Source organism: Neorhizobium sp. BT27B (assembly GCF_050455485.1).
Lineage (GTDB): Bacteria > Pseudomonadota > Alphaproteobacteria > Rhizobiales > Rhizobiaceae > Neorhizobium.
Genome location: NZ_JBCIYT010000010.1, coordinates 13,305 through 31,176, shown reverse-complemented (window position 1 = coordinate 31,176; position 17,872 = coordinate 13,305). Strand labels below are relative to the sequence as shown.

Sequence of the window (17,872 nt, the reverse complement as noted above, 5' to 3'; positions counted from 1 at the left end):
GCGATTTTTAATTGTGCTTTCATATCTCTCGATGCGCATAGATGTATGACGAAAACGCATAGTATTGCGCTTCAGTCGTCATCCAATCATAGTCTCGCATAACGAAACCGATGCTGGCGGAAATGGAAAGTCCGCCTTCAATCGTGGGGAAAACATGCTGAGATTTATCCTGAGCCGTCTTGTGATGGCGCTGCCGACGATCGTGCTTGTCTCGATCACGGTTTTTGCGCTGATCCGCTTCATTCCCGGTGATCCCGCAGCCCTGATGCTGGGCGATATGGCGCAGCCGGAGCAGATTACCGCAATGCGCACCGAACTCGGTCTCGACAAGTCGATGCCGCAGCAATTCGTCATCTGGGCCGGTAACGTCCTGCAGGGTGATTTCGGGCGTTCCATCGTCAATGACGAGGAGGTCTTGCCGCTCGTCGTCTCGCGTTTCATGGTCAGCGCCGAAATCGTCGTGATTGCCGTGCTGCTGGCCAGCCTGATCGCCGTGCCTGCCGGTGTCATCGCCGCGTGGCGCCAGAACAGTGCGACGGACTTGGCGCTGGTGGGCACCGCAACGGTGCTCCTGTCTATCCCCACCTTCTGGCTCGGCCTGTTGCTGCTGCTGTTATTCGGCTTGAAGCTCGGTTGGCTACCCGTTCTCGGCTATGTCTCGATCGGGGACAATGTTGTCGGTGGTCTGCTTTATCTCGTGTTGCCGGTAATGACGCTGGTCATCCATGAGGCGGGCGTGCTGATCCGCATGGCGCGCGCCTCAACGTTGGAAGTGCTGCGGCTCGACTATATCACCCACGCGCGCGCCAAGGGCCTTTCGGAAAGCGCCGTTTTGTGGCGGCATGCCTTCAAGAACGCCTTTGGACCGACATGGACGATGATCGGCCTGATCCTCGGCAATCTGCTGGGCGGTATCGCGGTGATCGAAACGGTCTTCACCATACCGGGTCTCGGCCGCCTGATGGTCGACAGCATTTTTGCCCGCGACTACCCGGTGATCCAGGGCTGCCTGCTGTTCGTGGCCCTGTCCTACGTGCTGGTCAATCTCCTTGTCGACCTGCTCTATCCTCTCTTTGATCCGCGTGTGGTTGCCGAATGAAAAAGATCAGTCTCAATGGCCTCATCGGCGGCATTCTGATCGCCGTGCTTTTGGCCAGTGCCGCCCTCGGCCTCGTCTGGACACCGTTCGATCCGATGAAGCTGTCCTTCACCGCCCGTCTTGCCGCACCGAGCGCCCTGCATCTGCTCGGAACCGACGAATTCGGTCGGGATGTGCTGAGCCGCCTGATGGTCGGCGCGCAGGCCAGCGTCTGGATCGGCTTTCTGACCGTCAGTTTCGCCACTATCTTCGGCACACTCATCGGCCTTGTCAGCGGTTATGCACGCGGCTGGATCGATGGCGTCATCATGGCCATCAACAACGCGCTTCTGGCCTTTCCGGGCATTCTTCTGGCGCTTGGCCTGCTCGCCGTCTTCGGCGCCAACCAGTACGGCATCATTTTTGCGCTCGGCATCGCCTACACGCCGTCGATGGCCCGCGTGGTGCGCGGTGCCGTGCTCTCGCTGCGGGAGCGCGAGTTCATCGAAGCCTCGCGGGTCATGGGCAATGGCGAACTGTTCACGCTGTTCCGTCATGTCCTGCCCAACTGCCTCGCGCCGATCACGGTGCTGGCCACATCTATGTTCGGCTGGGCCATCCTGTCGGAAAGCGCGCTTTCCTTCCTCGGTCTCGGCGTGCCGCCGCCGGCGCCCACATGGGGCAACATGCTGGCCGCCGGCCGGCCGTTCATCCAGCAGGCCGTCTGGCTCGGCCTTTTCCCCGGCATCTGCATCGCGCTGACCCTGCTCGGCATCAACCTCCTCGGCGACGCCCTTCGCGACCGCCTCGACCCGCGCATGAGAGGCCTGAAATGACAGACAATACACTGCTGAGCGTTCGCGGTCTCTCGCTCGAAGTCGCCCACACAGGCCTCGAAGTGGTCAAAGGCATTTCCTTCGACATCGCGGCGGGCGAAATTTTCGGGATCGTCGGCGAAAGCGGCTCTGGCAAGACGCTGGCCACCCGCGCCCTGATTTCGCTTCTGCCGCCCGCCATCAAGGTCACCGGCGGAGCGGTCAGTTACAAGGGGCAGGATGTCCTCAAGATGAAGGACAGGGACTTGCGCCGCCTGCGCGGAGCCGAGGTCGGGGTGGTCTTTCAGGAGCCGATGACCTCGCTCAACCCATCGATGACGATCGGCCGGCAGTTGGAGGAAGGACTGATCCTCCACACGAAATTTTCGCCCGAGGAGCGTCGCGCCCGTATTCTCGACATGCTCAAACGTGTCGGCATCCGCGAGCCGGAAGGCGCGCTTGCCGCCTATCCGCACGAGTTTTCCGGCGGCATGCGCCAGCGTATCATGCTGGCTTCCGTCATGCTTTTGAAGCCGGCGCTGCTGATTGCCGACGAACCGACCACCGCGCTTGATGCCGTCATCCAGCGCGATGTCATGGAACTGATGGTGGAACTGACGCGCGCCGAAGGCACAGCCGTGCTGCTGATCAGCCACGACCTGCCGATGGTGGCACGTTATACCAGCCGCATCGTCGTGATGGAAAAAGGCGCGATCGTCGAACAGGGGCGCACCGAAGATCTGCTGGATGCCCCGCAGCACCCTTATACGAAGAAGCTGCTCTCCTCGCTGCCCTTCCGCGGTGAAGCCCGTGCGCTCGACATGTCGAAACAGCCCATGGTCTCGGCCCAGAACATCGTCGTCGATTATGCGGGCCGCAAGTCGCTGCTGAAGAAGGCCAAGCCCAAGCGCGCTTTGCACGGCGTCAGCATCGATATCCATGAAGGCGAGGTCGTTGCGCTTGTCGGCGGGTCCGGCTCGGGCAAGACGACGCTTGGCCGCACCATCGCAGGACTGGTGAAGGAAAACGAAGGCCAGATCCGTTTCCAGGGCCGCGCGCGTGACGAGGACTGGCAGGATTACCGGATGAACTGCCAGATGGTGTTTCAGGATCCGTATTCCTCGCTCGATCCGCGCATGACCATCCTTGCGCTGGTCGAGGAAGCCCTGCGTCTCGTGCCGGATCTGGATGGCGCCGCCAAGCGCAAACGTGCCTTGGAAACGCTGGAGGAGGTCGGCCTTAACGCCGATTATGCCAGCCGTTATCCGCACGAACTGTCCGGCGGCCAGCGGCAGCGCGTGGCCATTGCCCGTGCGATCGCCCGCCGGCCGCGTTTCCTGATCGCCGACGAACCGGTATCGGCGCTCGATGTGACGGTACGCGCGCAAGTGCTCGATCTCTTTTCCGATCTGCAGAAGCGTTACGGCTTTTCCTGCCTGTTCATCAGTCACGACCTCGGCGTCGTCGAGCAGGTGGCCGATCGTGTCGTTGTCATGCAGGACGGTCGCATCATCGAAGAGGGGGATCGCGATGCGATCTTCGACAATCCGCAACAGGATTATACCCGCCGTCTCCTCTCGGCCATCCCGGCGCTCGACCAGAACGAGCGTGGTGGCGTGACGCTCAAATGGCGTCTGGAAAAGGACATTTAACAGGATGAACACGATGAGCATTTCCGAGCAACTGTACGCGATCTGCGATGCACAGCCCTTTGTCACCCGCTTTATGGTGCGCAATCTGCTGACCGGCGAGGAAATTCGCCGCGGCGCAGATGAGGAGACCCCCTCCGGCAGCACGCGCAAGACGTCGATCATGATGGCTGCACTCAAGGCGGCTCATGAAGGGCGGCTTAATCTGGACGAGCCGGTCACCTATGAGGAGCGGTTGTCCAAGGAAGTCGCCAGCGGCATGTTCCGCTACATGACGCCGGGCATCGTCATTTCGCTGCGCGACGCGATCACCGGCATGATGACGCTGAGCGACAATGTCTGCACGAAAATGGTGCTGGAGCGGCTGACACTGGAAGAGGTGGACGGCTACTGCAAGGCGCTTGGCATGGCCAACACCCATCACCGTTTTCTCATTCCGCCGCTTGCCCTGCCGGCCGATCATGCGCTGACGACGGTGACGACCACCTCTGCTGCCGATCAGGTGCTTCTGCTGCAGACCATTCTCGATGCGCAATCCTCCGCCGAGGCGCAGAACAAACTCGGATGCAGCGCGCAACTGTGTGCCTTTGCCATGGAAACGTTGAAGCATCAGATTCTGCGATACGGCATCCGCTCGCGCCTGCCATTCGAGGCTGTCGTTGCCAGCAAGAGCGGTCGCGGCAAGCGTGGGCGCATGGATGCGGGCATCGTCTACAACAAGGGCGCGCCGTTTTTCATCATCACCGCCTATACCGATGATGTGCCGCAGGTCATGGCCGATGGTACGCCGGGATATACGGTTTCGCTCGAAACGATCGGCCGGCTGGCGCAGGCCTGCTGGAACGGTTTCCAGTCATAAAAATCAACAATAGCAAAAGAGGGTAGAACAATGAAAAAGCTTCTTCTGGCAGGCACCGCTCTGCTTGTTATGACCAGTATTTCTGCTGCGCGCGACATCACCATCGCGCAGAGTTCCGACCTGCGCAGCGCCAATCCCGGAGTGAACCGCGACGGCAATACCGATGGCGTCATCCTGCACATCGTTGAAGGTCTGGTCGGCTACAACAACAGCGGTGAGGTGAAACCGCTTCTGGCCGCAAGTTTCGAAACCTCTGCCGATGGCCTGACCTATACGTTCAAGCTGCGCACGGATGTGAAATTCCACAACGGCAAGACTTTGACGGCTGATGACGTCGTCTGGAACTGGACGCGTTATCTCAAGCCTGAGACCAAATGGACCTGCCTCAACGATTTCGCCAAGGGCGGCGCTGCACCGGTATCGGAGGTGAAGGCTGTCGATGCGTCAACGGTTTCTATTACACTGGAAAAGCCCTCCGCCGTTTTCCTTGGCCTGATGTCGCGGCCTGAATGCGGTTATACCGGCATGATCTCGCCGGACTCGATTGCCGCCGATGGCAGCTTCGTCAAGCCGATCGGCACCGGCCCGTTCCAGTGGGACGAATGGAAGAAGGGCGAATATATCCACCTCGCAAAATTCGCTGATTACGTTTCTCCGCAAAACGATGGCAAGCCGGATGGCATGGTCGGTTCGAAACGGCCGCTGGCCGACGGCATCAAGTTCATGGTCATCCCGGATGCCTCGACCGTGAAGGCCGGTCTCGAATCCGGCGTGCTCGATACGGCCGAAATCTCGCCGGATCTGATCCCCGAATTCAAGTCGAACGACAAGACGCAGCTGATCGTGTCGCGCAACAACGGCAAGAACCTCTTCTACATCCAGACGCGCGACAAGTTGCTCAGCAATCCGGGCGTCCGTCGCGCCATGGCTATGGCGCTTGATCTCGATGAACTGGTCGCTGCCGCATCCAACGGCACCGGCGAGGCGAATGGCTCGATGGTTTCGCAGGACAGTGTCTATTTCAACGACACCCAGAAGACGCGCCTGCCTTACGATATCGAAGCGGCCAAGAAGGAACTGGCGGCTGCCGGTTATAAGGGCGAGCCGATCTCGATCATCGCCAACAAGCGCGGCAACGTGCCGAGCTTCCCGGCTGCCGTCATGGCGCAGGCGATGATGCAGCAGGCGGGCCTTAACGTGCAGATCGAAGTGCTGGATTATGCCACGCAGGTCGATCGCCGTCGCTTCGGCAATTATCAGGTGATCTCGCAGTCGGTCGCGCCGCGTCTCGATCCGGCCCTGATGTATGCTTTCTATGTCGGCAACAAGGACAAGAACGCCTCGCTGATGTGGGACGATCCGAAGGCCGTCGAGCTGATGAATGCCGCTTACGCGGAGGCCGATCAGGAAAAGCGCCAGAAGATCTTTGACGAGTTTCACGAACTGATGCTGAAGGAAATGCCGGGCATCTTCCTTTACGACATGGTCGATGTCTGGGGCGCGACGAAGAAGCTGAAAGGCCAGCCTGTCTGGCAGTCCAACGCCCGTCTTTGGGAAGTTTCGGTCGACAACTGATCGCTTTTACCGCGCCGGCGGTGAATGCCGGCGCGGCACACAAACCCAAATCGATATCTGATCCGGCCGTTTGACTGCCGGCAGGAAAAACGCGCCTTGAAACGGGCGCAAACAGACCGCGAGGACGCCCATGAACCGCGACGCCGTGACCTCGATCGCCGAGGCGATCGAGAAGATGAAACCGCAATTTACCAGCCTCAGCGACAGTATCTGGGATTTCGCCGAACTGAAATTCGACGAAAAACAATCCTCCGGTCTTCTGGCGGAAACTCTGGAGGCCAACGGTTTTGCTGTAACGCGTGGCGTTGCCGGCATGGAGACCGCCTTCATCGGCGAATTCGGCCAAGGCCAGCCGGTGATCGCCATTCTCGGCGAGTTCGATGCGCTGGCCGGCATGAGCCAGGCAGCCGGCATTGCCGAACATCGGCCGCTTGCCTCCGGTGGCACCGGCCATGGCTGCGGCCATAATCTTCTGGGCGTCGGCTCGCTGATGGCGGCCATCGCCCTTGCCCGCCACCTGAAGGATAACAGCATTGCCGGCACCGTGCGTTATTACGGCTGCCCCGGCGAAGAGGGCGGCTCCGGCAAGACATTCATGGTGCGCGCTGGCCTGTTCGATGATGTCGATACGGCACTGACCTGGCATCCCGCCCCGTTCAACGGCGTACGCTCCACCAACAATCTTGCGGTTCTCGAATATTTCTACCGCTTCAAGGGTGTTGCCGCCCATGCGTCGAACGCGGCCCATCTCGGGCGCTCGGCACTCGACGCGGTGGAACTGATGAATGTTGGCGTCAATTTTCTGCGCGAGCACATGCCGCAGGATTGCCGCGTCCATTACGCGATTACCGATACCGGTGGACGCGCCGCCAATGTCGTGCAGGCCCAGGCGGAAGTGGTCTATCTGATCCGGGCGCCTGAAATGCCGCAGGCACTGGATCTCGTCAAACGCGTCGACAAGGTGGCACGCGGCGCCGCGATGATGACCGAAACGGACGTGGAGATCGTCTTCGACACCGCTTCCACCAATCTTTTGCCCAACATCACGCTCGAAACCGCGATGCATGAAAACATGGTAGCGCTGGGACCAATCGCTTTCGATGAGGCTGATCTCGATTTTGCCAAATCGATCCAGGACACGTTTACCGAAGAAGCGATCAAAAGCAGCATCCGGCTTTACCAGATCAAGGGCGACGTCTTTTCCAATGCCAGGGTCGATGGCGCGACGCCGCTGCATCTGGGCCTGCGCGAGTTCGAGGGCCATTCGCATTTTCGTGCCGGCTCGACGGATGTCGGCGATGTCAGCTGGGTGACGCCGACGGCGCAATGCTGGACGCCGACCTGGGCGATCGGCACCAACCCGCATACGTGGCAGGTGGTGGCACAGGGCAAAAGCGCCGGCGCTCACAAGGCCATGGCGCATGCCGCCAAGGCGATTGCCACGACAGGCCTTTCGCTGATGACTTCCCCGGAGCTTCTGGCGGCAGCCAAGGCGGAATGGGCGGAAAAGACGGATGGACAGGCCTATATATGTCCAATTCCAGCGGAAATTTCGCCGGCGGTTCATTCCCCGAAGGTCAAATGAGATGCCCTAACGGCGCTCGGAGACGACGGTGAGCAGCGGTGTGTAGCTCGTCAGCGTGATGGGCAGCCCCTGTTCGAGCGTGCGGTCTATGCGGCTGATATCGTTGACGTCGATGATCGCCGTCACGCGTCGGTTGGCAAGTGTCGGATCCAGCACCATGAGGCGTCCCGAACGCCAGCGATTGAGTTCCGCGATAACCTCGCCGAGCGGGCGGGACAGAAAAACGAGCTGGCGGCTGCGCCAGCCGAGGCGCCCTTCCGTCTCTTCCCTGACGACCTTGCCGAGCCTGCCGTTTTCGTAGTCGACGGCATCGCCTTCATGCAGTTCCAGCCGCTGGCCGGCGGCCTCGACGCGGACATCGTGCTCGGTGACGGCGACGCTCAGCCGTTCTGGCGCGATGGAAACGGAATAGGCTGTGCCAAGCGCGGTTGCCTCCAGCGAGCCGGCTTCCACGACGAAAGGCCGCCCGGCGTCCGGTGTCACCGTAAAATAGGCTTCGCCGGCATGCAGGATGACATGGCGTTCGGATGGGCGGAAATCCAGCGATATGGCACTTCCGGCCGACAGTTCCGCGGTTGAGCCGTCGGGCAGTGATACGGTGCGAATTTCACCCTTTCCGGTCGAAAAATCGGGCCGCCTGCCACCCGAGGTCCAGGCCGTGCCGATACCGGCCAGCAACAGAACCCCGCCGGCCGTTTTTATGAATGTACGGCGATTGCCTCCGGCGTTGGCCCGCCGTGGTTCCGCTGCCGCCTGTCCCCACAGGCTTTCTATCCGGGCATAGGCCATGGCGTGGCGCTCGTCCGCTTGCAGCCACTGGCGAAAACGGGCGTAATCCGATTGCGGGGTGGCCGGATCGAGCAGATGTGCAAACCAGGTCGCGGCCTCGTGCGCCACGCTGTCGCTGACACCGTCCGGCATTTCCGTCTGCGTGCTGTTGCCCATTGCGCCTCCGTGCGTCACCCGCCGCAGCCATCCATGCCTGTAATACGATCAGCGATGCCAAAAACCTTGGTCGCTATCCGATCTTTGTCATTCCTGATCCGGATGGCAGGAAGAATCCAGCTTTTCGAGGGCGGTCACCATATGGCTGAACACGGTTTTAGGTGAAATCCCAAGCGCCTTGCCGATTTCGACATAGGTCAGGCCATCGATACGAGCCATGGTGAAAACCTGACGCGCGCGTGGGGGGAGAGCTTCGATGGCTGCAGACAGCGCCTGCACTTTCTGTCGCGCTATTGCCGTATCTTCAGGCGTCGGCACCGTATCGGCGACAAACTCCAGATGCTCGATCCCGTGCACGAATGGTGCGATCCGTTCTCGGCGCTGGAAGTCGATGGCGAGGTTGCGGCCGGTGCGCAGGACGTAATTCTGCAGATGCCCCGGATCGATGGATACCGCGCGCCGTTCCCATAGCCGCAGGAACGTATCCTGTGCCAGATCTTCCGCGGTCGCGTGCGAATGCACCAGCCGCGAAATGGTGGAGAGCAGGCGCTTGCGCAGACTTAGAAAAGTGCCAAGCAGGTCCGGTGTAAGGGCCGATTGCATGATCGAGCGACTATCAGGCCGATTTGACCAAGGCAATCTCGCAAAATCAAAATATTACTGCTTTTGTCATGTTTTGATTTCCGTGCTGCGATCTCGTCACACCAGAAAGTCAGCGGACAGCCTTCAGCCCTTCACCAGCTTTTCGAGGAAGTCGCATGCGCGATCCGCACCGCCGATCGAAATCGTGTGTCCAAGTCCGGGCTCGATCACTGTTTCTATGTCGAGACCCGCGGCAGTCAGTTCCGTCTGCGCTTTCTCTGTTTCCCATGAGGGGATGACACCGTCCGACGTGCCGTGCACGAGCAGGATTTTTGTTTCCTTTGCCGGTGTCAGTGGCTTCTCGGTTGCGAGCCTGCCGGAAAAGCCGATCACGGCTGCAACGGGCCAACGGCCACTCGCCACGGCATCGAGTGACATGATCGTTCCTTGCGAAAAACCGACCAGCACGACCCGATCAAGGCGGTCGCCAAAGCCATGTTCCTGAACGATGCCGGAAATCACCGCATCGAAAGAGGGGCGCGCTGATGTGATGCGGGCAGGGCGGTTTTCTTCGGTCACACCGGCAACGCTGAACCATTGATAACCGGAGCCGAAATTCGATGGTTCGGGCGCATTCGGGGCAACAAAGGTGACGCCGGGCAGTCTCGGCGCCCAGCTTTTGCCGAGTGGTGCGAGGTCGGCACCGTTGGAGCCGACACCATGCAGCAGGATGACGAGGAAGGAGCTGTTTGAAACCGTCATGATAAAACCTTGTGTGCAGTCGAGGCGGACTACCCGCACCTTGCCTGACCAGTGGTTTACGATGAAAGGCAAGGCGCGCGATAGAGAGCGGTCAGTGACCACTCCGTTCAACGATAACGCATCATGAGGTGATCTGATCCGCGCTCAGCGACGGCGCAGGTGCGTGATTGTGGCCGATGTCGTCTGCGGAGCGGGTGGAGCGGCGGTCTGGTCGGCGCCCGTCAGCCCGGAATATTCGGCAATCGGTTCGGCCTTGCCGATCAGATAACCCTGGATGTGCTGGCATTGTGCCTCTTCCAGAAAGGCGCGCTGTTCTTCCGTTTCCACGCCTTCGGCAACGATCGGGATGTTCAGCCCGCGGCCGAGCCCGATGACCGCGCGAACGATCTCATCGGCACTCGAATCTGCGTTGAGCTTTGCGGTGAAGGACTTGTCGATCTTGATGGTATCGAAGGGAAATGCCTGAAGGTAGGAGAGCGACGAATAACCGGTGCCGAAATCATCCATGGCGATCTGTGCGCCGAGGCTTTTGAGGCCCCGCAGGATCTGTAAGGCGCGGGCGAAATCCTGCACCAGCACCCCTTCCGTCACCTCCAGTTCCAGTCGCTCGGGCGCAAGGCCCGTCTGCAGCAGAACCGTGTGAACATCGCTGACAAGATCCTCCTGACGGAACTGGATCGGCGAAATGTTGATGGCGATCTTCAGCCTGTTCGGCCAGCTTGCGGCTTCCCGGCAGGCTTCGCGCAGCACCCAGCGGCCAATTTCCACGATCAGCCCGCTCTCTTCGGCCAACGGCACGAAATGGTCTGGCGTGATGAGACCCCGGGTCGGGTGATGCCAACGCAAAAGAGCCTCGAAGCCAAAAATTTCGCCTGAAACCGAAGCCTGCGGCTGATAATGAAGTGCCAGTTCGCGGCGGCCTATGGCGTGGCGCAGGTCCTGCTGCAAGACGCGGCGGTCATGCATGCGCCGGTCCATGCCGGAATTGAAGGCGCAGAAGCGTCCACGCCCTTCCGCCTTGGCGCGGTAGAGTGCTGCATCGGCATTGGCAAGCAGGGTCACGGCGTCGTCACCATCCTGCGGAAACATGGCGATGCCGATGCTCAACCCCACGCGAATCGAACGGCCATCAACCTCTATTTCTTCTTCCATCGCCTGCGCCAGATTTTCTGCCAGCCGTGTCACCGCTTCCGGCTGGCCTTCGCCGGCGCTGATGACCGTAAACTCGTCACCGCCCAGCCGTGCTGCCATGTCCTGCTGCCCAAGGACGCGTTTCAACCGCAGTGCCAGTTCGGTCAGGACAATATCGCCGGCATTGTGACCGAACAGATCGTTGATATCCTTGAAACGGTCGACGTCGAAGCTCAACACGCCGAAGCTCCGCCGGGTTACCCGGCTTTCCTCGATCAGGTTTGCCAGCCGCGCGGAAAAATGCGTTCGGTTCGGAAGATCGGTGAGCGGATCGTGATGCGCGAGATAGGAAACGCGCTGTTCCGCCTGTACGCGGGCGGTAATATCCTGCTGCGTGGTCAGTATGTAGCGACCATCGAGCAGCGTGTCATGCACGGCGATGATCTTGTCGCCAACCTCGATCTGCGCCTGCACGCTACGTCCCGCGGCCAGTTCTCGCTGGACGTTTTCGAAGAAGGTTTTGGGGTCCTGCTTCCAGTCGGACATACGGTCTGTTTCGACCAGATCCGTAAATGTCTCAAGCCCGGTGACCCAGCGATTATCGATGTCATGAAGCAGCCGAAAACAACGGTTGGCGTAAACCGGCTTGCCTTCGAACTCGAAGATCGCAACGGCAACCGGCAAATTCTCCATTGCCATTTCGAGAGCCGCCAGCGTCGCCACGCTGGAGGGATGTTCATTCGCCTTGTCGCCCATGCCATGCTCCCGGAACGAAACCACATCCTAGGTTGCACAATTTAAACATTAGGCAATAGGCATATAATAATTTAGGCCAAACGAACAGCTCAAGATGGCTGCTCAGCGTCGGCGGCACGGAAGTAGGATCAGGCTGCGCGCCGGTGCCAGTTCAGCGCTGCCGTCAGCACGGCTTCAAGGCGGTCAGCCGCCTGGTGGCCGCGTTCGCCCAGATGCGCAGCAATGGCGCGCATTGGCTTCATGGCCTCGGCAATATCCCTGACAGTCAGATCGGCATGTGGTGAGGGACCGTTGCGGCGCTGTCTGTCGGCCAGCTGAAACGCTTCTTCGGCGAGAACGGTGAAAAGCCGGTCGCCGGCCGTTGCCCGGTTGCCTTCCTTGTCGACCGAGCGCCAGAGCTGCCGCTGTGCCACCAGCCGATAGCTTGTCAGGCGCTCGAACAGCATCAGGTCGCTGATGCTGTAGACGCGGACTGGCATTGGCTCCGCGGTCACCTGCGAAACCGGCTCCGGTTCTTCAGGCAAAGCTGTGTCGGCAACGTCGATTGCTACCGGTTCCGTGCGCTTCGGTGTCACCGCTGCGAGCGGCTCACCAACGGTTGCGTCGGCCAATACGCTGCCTGTTCGCACCGCCTCGACAATCATGGCCTCGGGAAAGACCGCATCATTCGAGCCTGCGCTCGGATTATCGAATGCCGGGGTGATGGAGGAGAGCGAGATTTCCGGAGCTTGCGAGATCAACTCGGCCAGAAGGTCATCGAGCGATCCGGATGAGGGGAGCGCATCGGCGTCATCGAAATGATCGTCAGCACGATCGCTTCGGAAATGTGCGTCATCATGCATTCCGTCCAGCATTGAAATATCCTTCGTGAATTCAAATCGCCAGTCGTAAAATCAATGATGCCTTTGATAAGTGCGCAACCATGCGCAAAGCTGACTACTAATCCTTTTTTGATTTGCCGAAAAGCTGAAGGTCGTCAGGGGATGGTTTTCAGATAGGCGATGACGTCGTCGATTTCCGACTGACTCCAAAAGCCCCAAAAACGCATGCTGGTGCCCGGCACCTTTCCCTTCGGGCTTGATAGAAATTCCGACAGGTTTTTTTCGTCCCAGAAAAGCCCGCCGGCACCGGCGTCGCGCATCGCCTGAGAATAGCGGAACCCTGCGACGCTGCCGGCTGTGCGGCCAAAAACGCCCTTCAGAGAGGGGCCGAGCTTGTTGGTATAGGCGTCCGGCACATGGCAGGGCAGACAAACGCGATAGACCTGTCGACCGTGTTCTGCGTCCTGTGCCGACGCTGGCTGGGAAAATGCCAGCGCCGCCGGGAACAGGAACGCGGAAAAGAGTGGTCTGGCGGTTTTTTCATATGCGGCGATCATGCAATCCGACCTACCGCGTGGAGAGCGGTACGTCGAGATGCCGCGCCATCTGATCAACTGATCACAGGCCGGTCAGCGCGACTTGGGCGCTGCCGTCACCTTGCCGATCTCGATTTCACCACCGACTTCGGCCAGTTTTGTCTTCTTGTCGTAGACACAAATGACGCTGATATCGGCGATTTTCTTTGTTTTCGGCACGCCGCTGGGGCGGCCTGTGACGATGGCCATTCCGTATTTCTCGCTGCCATAGGGATCGACAACGGCGCGGCCTTTTTCAATCTGGCTGGCGGCGGTTTTGATGCAGGCCTTTTCGACCGAGGCCGCAAACTCGGCCCAGGCTCCGTCAGAAGAGGCATGGACGGGCGAGGTGAAGGCCAGCGTGGCGGCCAGAACAGACAAAGCCGAAAAGGCAATTTTCATCGAATCACATCCTCCATTCGGGTTGCCGTCATTGCCATGACTGTGCGGCAATCACGTGGCGGCGTGCAGGATTTTGGCGGTGATTGCGGCCGCACCGACAAAGCCGGGAACGATGTTCCACGAACGGGCGTTACGAAAGAACGATACACCGCCGGAGCATTGATTTTTGCCAGAATTTTGGTCTCGCAACCGTTGCCACGGTGCCGCCAGACACCTATGTTCCCGCTCACCTTCACCCAGCTTGTTTTTGCCCAAGGAGTAAGATCATGGCTTTTGAACTTCCAGAACTCCCTTATGATTACGAGGCTCTCGTGCCCTTCATGTCGAAGGAAACACTCGAGTATCACCACGACAAGCACCACAAGGCCTATGTCGATAACGGCAACAAGCTGGCCGCTGAAGCCGGTCTTGCCGACCTTTCGCTGGAAGAAGTCGTCAAGAAGTCGTTCGGCACCAATGCCGGCCTCTTCAACAACGCGGCCCAGCACTACAACCACGTCCATTTCTGGAAGTGGATGAAGAAGGATGGCGGCGGCAACAAGCTGCCCGGCAAGCTGGAAAGCGCGATCGCTTCCGACCTCGGCGGTTACGACAAGTTCAAGGCTGATTTCATCGCTGCCGGCACCACGCAGTTCGGCTCCGGCTGGGCCTGGTTGTCCGTCAAGGATGGCAAGCTTGAAATCTCCAAAACCCCGAACGGCGAAAACCCGCTGGTTCACGGCGCAGCGCCGATCCTCGGCGTCGACGTGTGGGAACATTCCTACTACATCGACTACCGCAACGCCCGTCCGAAGTACCTCGAAGCTTTTGTCGACAGCCTGATCAACTGGGACTACGTCCTGGAGCGTTACGAAGCTGCCACTAAGTAAGTTTTCGGATTTCTGAGTTTCATGGACACCCGGTGCCGCAAGGTGCCGGGTGTTTTTTATTGGTCGGGATGTTCGCTTGCCGGCCGCAAATCGCCGCCGTCACACGCCTGTCATGCGTTCGTCATATCTCCCGCGCATGTCCCGTGAAAATCCTCTCATCCGCTTCGGTGTTCTGGCCGATCCCCAATATGCACCGCTTCCGCCACGTCCCACGCTGAACCGCCACTATCAGGCGAGCAAGGCCAAGATCGCGCAGGCGCTTGATGTTCTGGATGGCGAGGATCTGGCCTTCATCGTGACACTCGGTGATCTGATCGATCGCGGCTGGGAGAATTTTGACGAGGTCCTGCCGCTTTTTGACAATTCACGACACGACTGCATTTTCCTGCCCGGCAATCACGATTTTCTTGTCGAGCCGGAACATCTGCCGAAGGTTCACGAGAAGCTGCGCATGCCAGCGCCGTATCACCACTTTGCACGCGATGGCTTTCGTTTCGTTATCCTCGATAGCTGCGAGGAAAGTCTGTTTGCCACCGCGCATGATCCCGATCGGCGGGCGCAGGCAGGTGATCGTCTGGCGCGGCTTGAGGCAGATGGCGCGATCAATGCCAAGGACTGGAATGCCGGTATCAGTCGCACCCAGTTCGAATGGCTGCGCAATGTTCTCGATCATGCCGCCTGGGATGGCGAGAAGGTCGTGATCATGGGGCATTATCCGCTTTACCCGGATGGTGACCACAATCTCTGGGACAGTGCCGAAGTGGCGGCGCTGATTGCGTCCTACAGCAATGTCGTGGCCTATCTGAACGGCCATCAACATACCGGCAATCTCGGTCAACTCGGGAAAAGCTGGTTCGTCAATTTCAAGGGCATGGTCGACACGCCTGACGAAAACGCGTTTGCGGTGATGGAAATTTTTGCCGACCGCATCGAAATCATCGGCCACGGCCGCGAAGAAAGCCGCATCCTGCCGCTCTAACAGGCGAGCGCATTCGCTATCGCTTCATGACGCCAGATTTTGGCCTGCAATGACCGATTCCATCTGCCTGAATGAGCGGATCTGTCATCGCTTGTGTATGTAATCTGCCCTCCGACCGTTCTTTAATGTAATTGACAGATGTCAGCGACCTTTTGACACCGTTGTCGAGAGACTAGATATAATTCTATTTTGATTTCGTAAGTAATAAATGGCATCAATATTGATTTTTGTGAATTTTATCAAAGATCAATTCATTCGCGGTGCCTGAGCAAGAGATTTATTGATGACGTTATCACTCTGTCCGAGAGGCATGATATGGCCAGCACGCTAGACACGGGGACCATCGAAAGAACGGCGACCGCCCGCGCTCCAAAGGTCCGCAACTTCAATCCGACTTCGAAATTTTTTCATTGGCTGATGGCGGCGATCATCATCGTCGCGTGGGTCATCGGCTATTACGGCGGCGCCATGCTGCATTACGGCGTCAACGACATCGAGACCGCACAGAAAGTCTGGGCGATTACGCTGCACAAGAATATTGCCACCACGACGCTGTTCCTCATCGCGTTGCGCATCGTCTGGCGGCTGTTCCACAGCCCGCCGCCACTTGGCGAAATGCCGTCGATCATGAAGCTCGCCACGCATATGGGCCATTGGTCCTTGTATTTCCTGATGGTGGCAGTGCCGCTTTCCGGCTGGTGGAATTCGTCGTCGGCAGGTTATCCGATCCCGGTCGCCGGCCTGTTCACCATTCCGGGCCTCGGCGGCAAAAATCCGGAGCTGACGCCTTACCTCGTCACGGCGCACTGGTTCCTGTCCTGGGCGCTGCTGATCGTCGTCGCCGGTCACTTTGCCTTCGCGCTGAAGCACCATTTCATCGACAAGGACGATACGATCGAATCGATGATGCCGAACAATCACGCGAAGGATTGATGGCACGACCGCTGACGTGGCGCCTGCGACGGATCACTGGCTTTGCCAGCCATCGGTCCAGAGTTTTCGCAAGCGGTCACCTTCGCCGATAAAGAAAGCATCGACCGGGCGACACTCCGCCACCCGGTCGGTGCGAAAATTGCGGATCGCGGCGCGCAACTCGCACCAGGCAACGATATTGGCGGTTTGCGAATAATAGATCAGCGCAATCGGCTGGATCGTCCGGTCGCTTTGCTGTCCGTGCTCGTCGCGATAGCAAAGATGCAGCTTCTGTTCGGTGCGAATGGCCTGCCGCAGCAGGGCCAGATCCACTCCTTCCGGCGCAGGGGCGGAGCTGCCCCAGGCATGAAGCGCATTGGTGGTGAATGTGCCGGCAAGTGGTTGCGGCACGACTGCCGAAATCTTGCGGTTCACCTGCCGTGCCGCTTGTCTCAATCCCTGGTCGCCGGTGCGCTCCAGCAGCGCAAGCGCCACCACGATCGCCTCGGTTTCCTCGATCGACAGCATCAAAGGCGGCAAAGTGAAGCCGGGTCGCAGGATGTAGCCGATACCGCGTCCGCCCTCGATCGGCACCCGCATGCCCTGCAATGCGGCGATGTCCCGGTAGATCGAGCGCACCGTCACTTCCAGCTGTTCGGCAATCGTTGCCGCCGTCACCGGTCCCTTGGCAAGCCGAAGGATCTGGATGATCTCGAACAGGCGCGACGCCTTGCGCATTTTTCTGCCTCTCCCCGTCGCTCCTGACAGAACGCTGTCAGGAGCGAAATCGTATAGAGCCGAAAATCGCACGGTGAGACAAGGCTTTTGAAAGCCTCTGCTGCACAGGTACAAGGGTGGCTACTGACATGACCTATACGGAAAACCTCTGGCTCTTTTTCACGCTTCTGTTTGGCATTATCGTCGTGCCGGGCATGGATATGATCTTCGTTCTTGCCAATTCGCTGACCTGCGGTAGGGCATCGGGCTTGGCGGCCACGGCCGGCATCATGCTGGGTGGCCTCGTTCACTCGCTTTATGGCGCGCTCGGTGTCGGGCTTCTGGCCAATCTGCTGCCTGTGCTATTCAAGCCGCTGCTGATCGTCGGCGCGCTCTACATGGCCTGGATCGGCTTCACTCTGATCCGCAGCGCCATCACCGTCGACCATGTCGGTCCTGCCGATACGCGTTCGCAATGGGAGGCTTTCAGGCGTGGTGCCGTCACCTGCCTGATGAACCCAAAGGCCTATCTTTTCATGCTGGCCATCTATCCGCAGTTTCTTCGTCCCGATTTCGGGCCGTTGGCACCACAGGCCGCGGTGATGGCGGCGATGACGGCGGCAACGCAGCTTGCCGTTTACGGTGGGCTTGCCATTGTTGCGGGCCGGGCGCAGTCGGCGCTGGTCGGCAATCCGGCCGTCACCATCTGGGTCGGGCGTATTTCCGGTCTTCTGCTGGTCGTCGTGTCTGCCCTCACGCTGTGGGAGGCTGTCGAAATCGGCTGACCGGCTAACTTGAGTGGGTTGGGCGTATTCAGATGGTGAACGCAGTGTCGTCGAAGACGGCATGTATCTGCGCAG

General features: G+C 59.4%; 19 protein-coding genes. 10 read left to right on the top strand and 9 right to left on the bottom strand.

The features are described 5' to 3' along the window. Positions 1-154 precede the first annotated feature (154 nt). The 6 genes from AAIH70_RS23260 to AAIH70_RS23235 all read left to right on the top strand — a co-directional run bounded on the left by AAIH70_RS23260 (position 155) and on the right by AAIH70_RS23235 (position 7,561). Complete coding sequence (locus AAIH70_RS23260; RefSeq protein WP_132278386.1) at positions 155-1,099, top strand: ABC transporter permease; 945 nt, start codon at positions 155-157, stop codon at positions 1,097-1,099. Beyond that, the gene (locus tag AAIH70_RS23255) at positions 1,096-1,914 is read left to right on the top strand and encodes an ABC transporter permease (RefSeq protein ID WP_132278388.1); all 819 of its coding nucleotides are present in this window, start codon (positions 1,096-1,098) and stop codon (positions 1,912-1,914) included. Before AAIH70_RS23260 ends, AAIH70_RS23255 begins: the two co-directional genes overlap by 4 nt. Then, positions 1,911-3,545 carry an ABC transporter ATP-binding protein gene (locus tag AAIH70_RS23250; protein ID WP_132278390.1) on the top strand — a complete coding sequence of 545 codons (1,635 nt, stop codon included), beginning with the start codon at positions 1,911-1,913 and terminating at the stop codon, positions 3,543-3,545. Before AAIH70_RS23255 ends, AAIH70_RS23250 begins: the two co-directional genes overlap by 4 nt. A gap of 13 nt (positions 3,546-3,558) precedes the next feature. Beyond that, positions 3,559-4,401, top strand: coding sequence for a serine hydrolase (locus AAIH70_RS23245; protein ID WP_132278392.1), 843 nt, complete (start codon positions 3,559-3,561; stop codon positions 4,399-4,401). A 30-nt stretch (positions 4,402-4,431) separates the two neighbouring features. Continuing rightward, positions 4,432-5,976, top strand: coding sequence for an ABC transporter substrate-binding protein (locus tag AAIH70_RS23240; protein ID WP_132278394.1), 1,545 nt, complete (start codon positions 4,432-4,434; stop codon positions 5,974-5,976). 130 nt (positions 5,977-6,106) lie between these two features. Beyond that, complete coding sequence (locus AAIH70_RS23235; RefSeq protein ID WP_132278396.1) at positions 6,107-7,561, top strand: M20 family metallopeptidase; 1,455 nt, start codon at positions 6,107-6,109, stop codon at positions 7,559-7,561. A 6-nt stretch (positions 7,562-7,567) separates the two neighbouring features. Here the strand turns inward: AAIH70_RS23235 and AAIH70_RS23230 are convergent, their stop codons facing one another. From AAIH70_RS23230 to AAIH70_RS23195, 8 genes are all read right to left on the bottom strand, one after another. Then, entirely contained in the window at positions 7,568-8,506 is a 939-nt protein-coding gene (locus AAIH70_RS23230) for a FecR family protein (protein ID WP_132278398.1), read from the bottom strand. 87 nt (positions 8,507-8,593) lie between these two features. Continuing rightward, entirely contained in the window at positions 8,594-9,109 is a 516-nt protein-coding gene (locus AAIH70_RS23225; RefSeq protein WP_132278400.1) for an RNA polymerase sigma factor, read from the bottom strand. 123 nt (positions 9,110-9,232) lie between these two features. Beyond that, entirely contained in the window at positions 9,233-9,850 is a 618-nt protein-coding gene (locus AAIH70_RS23220) for an alpha/beta hydrolase (protein WP_132278402.1), read from the bottom strand. 144 nt (positions 9,851-9,994) lie between these two features. Beyond that, entirely contained in the window at positions 9,995-11,737 is a 1,743-nt protein-coding gene (locus AAIH70_RS23215; protein WP_430035803.1) for a putative bifunctional diguanylate cyclase/phosphodiesterase, read from the bottom strand. A gap of 128 nt (positions 11,738-11,865) precedes the next feature. Beyond that, complete coding sequence (locus AAIH70_RS23210; RefSeq protein WP_132278404.1) at positions 11,866-12,591, bottom strand: hypothetical protein; 726 nt, start codon at positions 12,589-12,591, stop codon at positions 11,866-11,868. 122 nt (positions 12,592-12,713) lie between these two features. Further along, positions 12,714-13,115: a c-type cytochrome gene (locus tag AAIH70_RS23205; RefSeq protein WP_132278406.1), complete on the bottom strand. Its 402-nt coding sequence runs from the start codon at positions 13,113-13,115 to the stop codon at positions 12,714-12,716. A 72-nt stretch (positions 13,116-13,187) separates the two neighbouring features. Next, positions 13,188-13,535, bottom strand: coding sequence for a hypothetical protein (locus AAIH70_RS23200; RefSeq protein WP_132278408.1), 348 nt, complete (start codon positions 13,533-13,535; stop codon positions 13,188-13,190). Between the two features lie 51 nt (positions 13,536-13,586). Further along, positions 13,587-13,790 carry a hypothetical protein gene (locus tag AAIH70_RS23195; RefSeq protein ID WP_132278409.1) on the bottom strand — a complete coding sequence of 68 codons (204 nt, stop codon included), beginning with the start codon at positions 13,788-13,790 and terminating at the stop codon, positions 13,587-13,589. Positions 13,791-13,801: 11 nt separating this feature from the next. On the opposite strand from AAIH70_RS23195, the gene AAIH70_RS23190 reads away from it, so the two are divergent. From AAIH70_RS23190 to AAIH70_RS23180, 3 genes are all read left to right on the top strand, one after another. Then, positions 13,802-14,404 carry a superoxide dismutase gene (locus AAIH70_RS23190; protein ID WP_132278411.1) on the top strand — a complete coding sequence of 201 codons (603 nt, stop codon included), beginning with the start codon at positions 13,802-13,804 and terminating at the stop codon, positions 14,402-14,404. 112 nt (positions 14,405-14,516) lie between these two features. Continuing rightward, positions 14,517-15,383 (top strand): metallophosphoesterase, encoded by an 867-nt coding sequence (locus tag AAIH70_RS23185; protein ID WP_245519306.1) that lies wholly within the window; start codon positions 14,517-14,519, stop codon positions 15,381-15,383. Positions 15,384-15,698: 315 nt separating this feature from the next. Beyond that, positions 15,699-16,316 carry a cytochrome b gene (locus AAIH70_RS23180; protein ID WP_132278413.1) on the top strand — a complete coding sequence of 206 codons (618 nt, stop codon included), beginning with the start codon at positions 15,699-15,701 and terminating at the stop codon, positions 16,314-16,316. A gap of 33 nt (positions 16,317-16,349) precedes the next feature. Here AAIH70_RS23180 and AAIH70_RS23175 read toward each other — a convergent pair whose 3' ends face one another. Beyond that, positions 16,350-17,033, bottom strand: a complete 684-nt coding sequence (locus tag AAIH70_RS23175; protein WP_132278415.1) for a helix-turn-helix transcriptional regulator — start codon at positions 17,031-17,033, stop codon at positions 16,350-16,352. 128 nt (positions 17,034-17,161) lie between these two features. On the opposite strand from AAIH70_RS23175, the gene AAIH70_RS23170 reads away from it, so the two are divergent. Beyond that, positions 17,162-17,797, top strand: a complete 636-nt coding sequence (locus AAIH70_RS23170) for a LysE family translocator (RefSeq protein ID WP_132278417.1) — start codon at positions 17,162-17,164, stop codon at positions 17,795-17,797. The last annotated feature ends 75 nt before the right edge of the window (positions 17,798-17,872 follow it).

What these genes read in the sequence shown, in the direction of transcription:
- AAIH70_RS23205 (WP_132278406.1), bottom strand. Translation starts at nt 13,115, where the DNA reads ATGATCGCCGCATATGAAAAAACCGCCAGACCACTCTTTTCCGCGTTC.
- AAIH70_RS23235 (WP_132278396.1), top strand. Translation starts at nt 6,107, where the DNA reads ATGAACCGCGACGCCGTGACCTCGATCGCCGAGGCGATCGAGAAGATG.
- AAIH70_RS23175 (WP_132278415.1), bottom strand. Translation starts at nt 17,033, where the DNA reads ATGCGCAAGGCGTCGCGCCTGTTCGAGATCATCCAGATCCTTCGGCTT.
- AAIH70_RS23220 (WP_132278402.1), bottom strand. Translation starts at nt 9,850, where the DNA reads ATGACGGTTTCAAACAGCTCCTTCCTCGTCATCCTGCTGCATGGTGTC.
- AAIH70_RS23240 (WP_132278394.1), top strand. Translation starts at nt 4,432, where the DNA reads ATGAAAAAGCTTCTTCTGGCAGGCACCGCTCTGCTTGTTATGACCAGT.
- AAIH70_RS23180 (WP_132278413.1), top strand. Translation starts at nt 15,699, where the DNA reads ATGGCCAGCACGCTAGACACGGGGACCATCGAAAGAACGGCGACCGCC.
- AAIH70_RS23245 (WP_132278392.1), top strand. Translation starts at nt 3,559, where the DNA reads ATGAGCATTTCCGAGCAACTGTACGCGATCTGCGATGCACAGCCCTTT.
- AAIH70_RS23185 (WP_245519306.1), top strand. Translation starts at nt 14,517, where the DNA reads ATGCGTTCGTCATATCTCCCGCGCATGTCCCGTGAAAATCCTCTCATC.
- AAIH70_RS23170 (WP_132278417.1), top strand. Translation starts at nt 17,162, where the DNA reads ATGACCTATACGGAAAACCTCTGGCTCTTTTTCACGCTTCTGTTTGGC.
- AAIH70_RS23260 (WP_132278386.1), top strand. Translation starts at nt 155, where the DNA reads ATGCTGAGATTTATCCTGAGCCGTCTTGTGATGGCGCTGCCGACGATC.
- AAIH70_RS23230 (WP_132278398.1), bottom strand. Translation starts at nt 8,506, where the DNA reads ATGGGCAACAGCACGCAGACGGAAATGCCGGACGGTGTCAGCGACAGC.
- AAIH70_RS23215 (WP_430035803.1), bottom strand. Translation starts at nt 11,737, where the DNA reads ATGGGCGACAAGGCGAATGAACATCCCTCCAGCGTGGCGACGCTGGCG.
- AAIH70_RS23210 (WP_132278404.1), bottom strand. Translation starts at nt 12,591, where the DNA reads ATGCTGGACGGAATGCATGATGACGCACATTTCCGAAGCGATCGTGCT.
- AAIH70_RS23250 (WP_132278390.1), top strand. Translation starts at nt 1,911, where the DNA reads ATGACAGACAATACACTGCTGAGCGTTCGCGGTCTCTCGCTCGAAGTC.
- AAIH70_RS23190 (WP_132278411.1), top strand. Translation starts at nt 13,802, where the DNA reads ATGGCTTTTGAACTTCCAGAACTCCCTTATGATTACGAGGCTCTCGTG.
- AAIH70_RS23200 (WP_132278408.1), bottom strand. Translation starts at nt 13,535, where the DNA reads ATGAAAATTGCCTTTTCGGCTTTGTCTGTTCTGGCCGCCACGCTGGCC.
- AAIH70_RS23225 (WP_132278400.1), bottom strand. Translation starts at nt 9,109, where the DNA reads ATGCAATCGGCCCTTACACCGGACCTGCTTGGCACTTTTCTAAGTCTG.
- AAIH70_RS23255 (WP_132278388.1), top strand. Translation starts at nt 1,096, where the DNA reads ATGAAAAAGATCAGTCTCAATGGCCTCATCGGCGGCATTCTGATCGCC.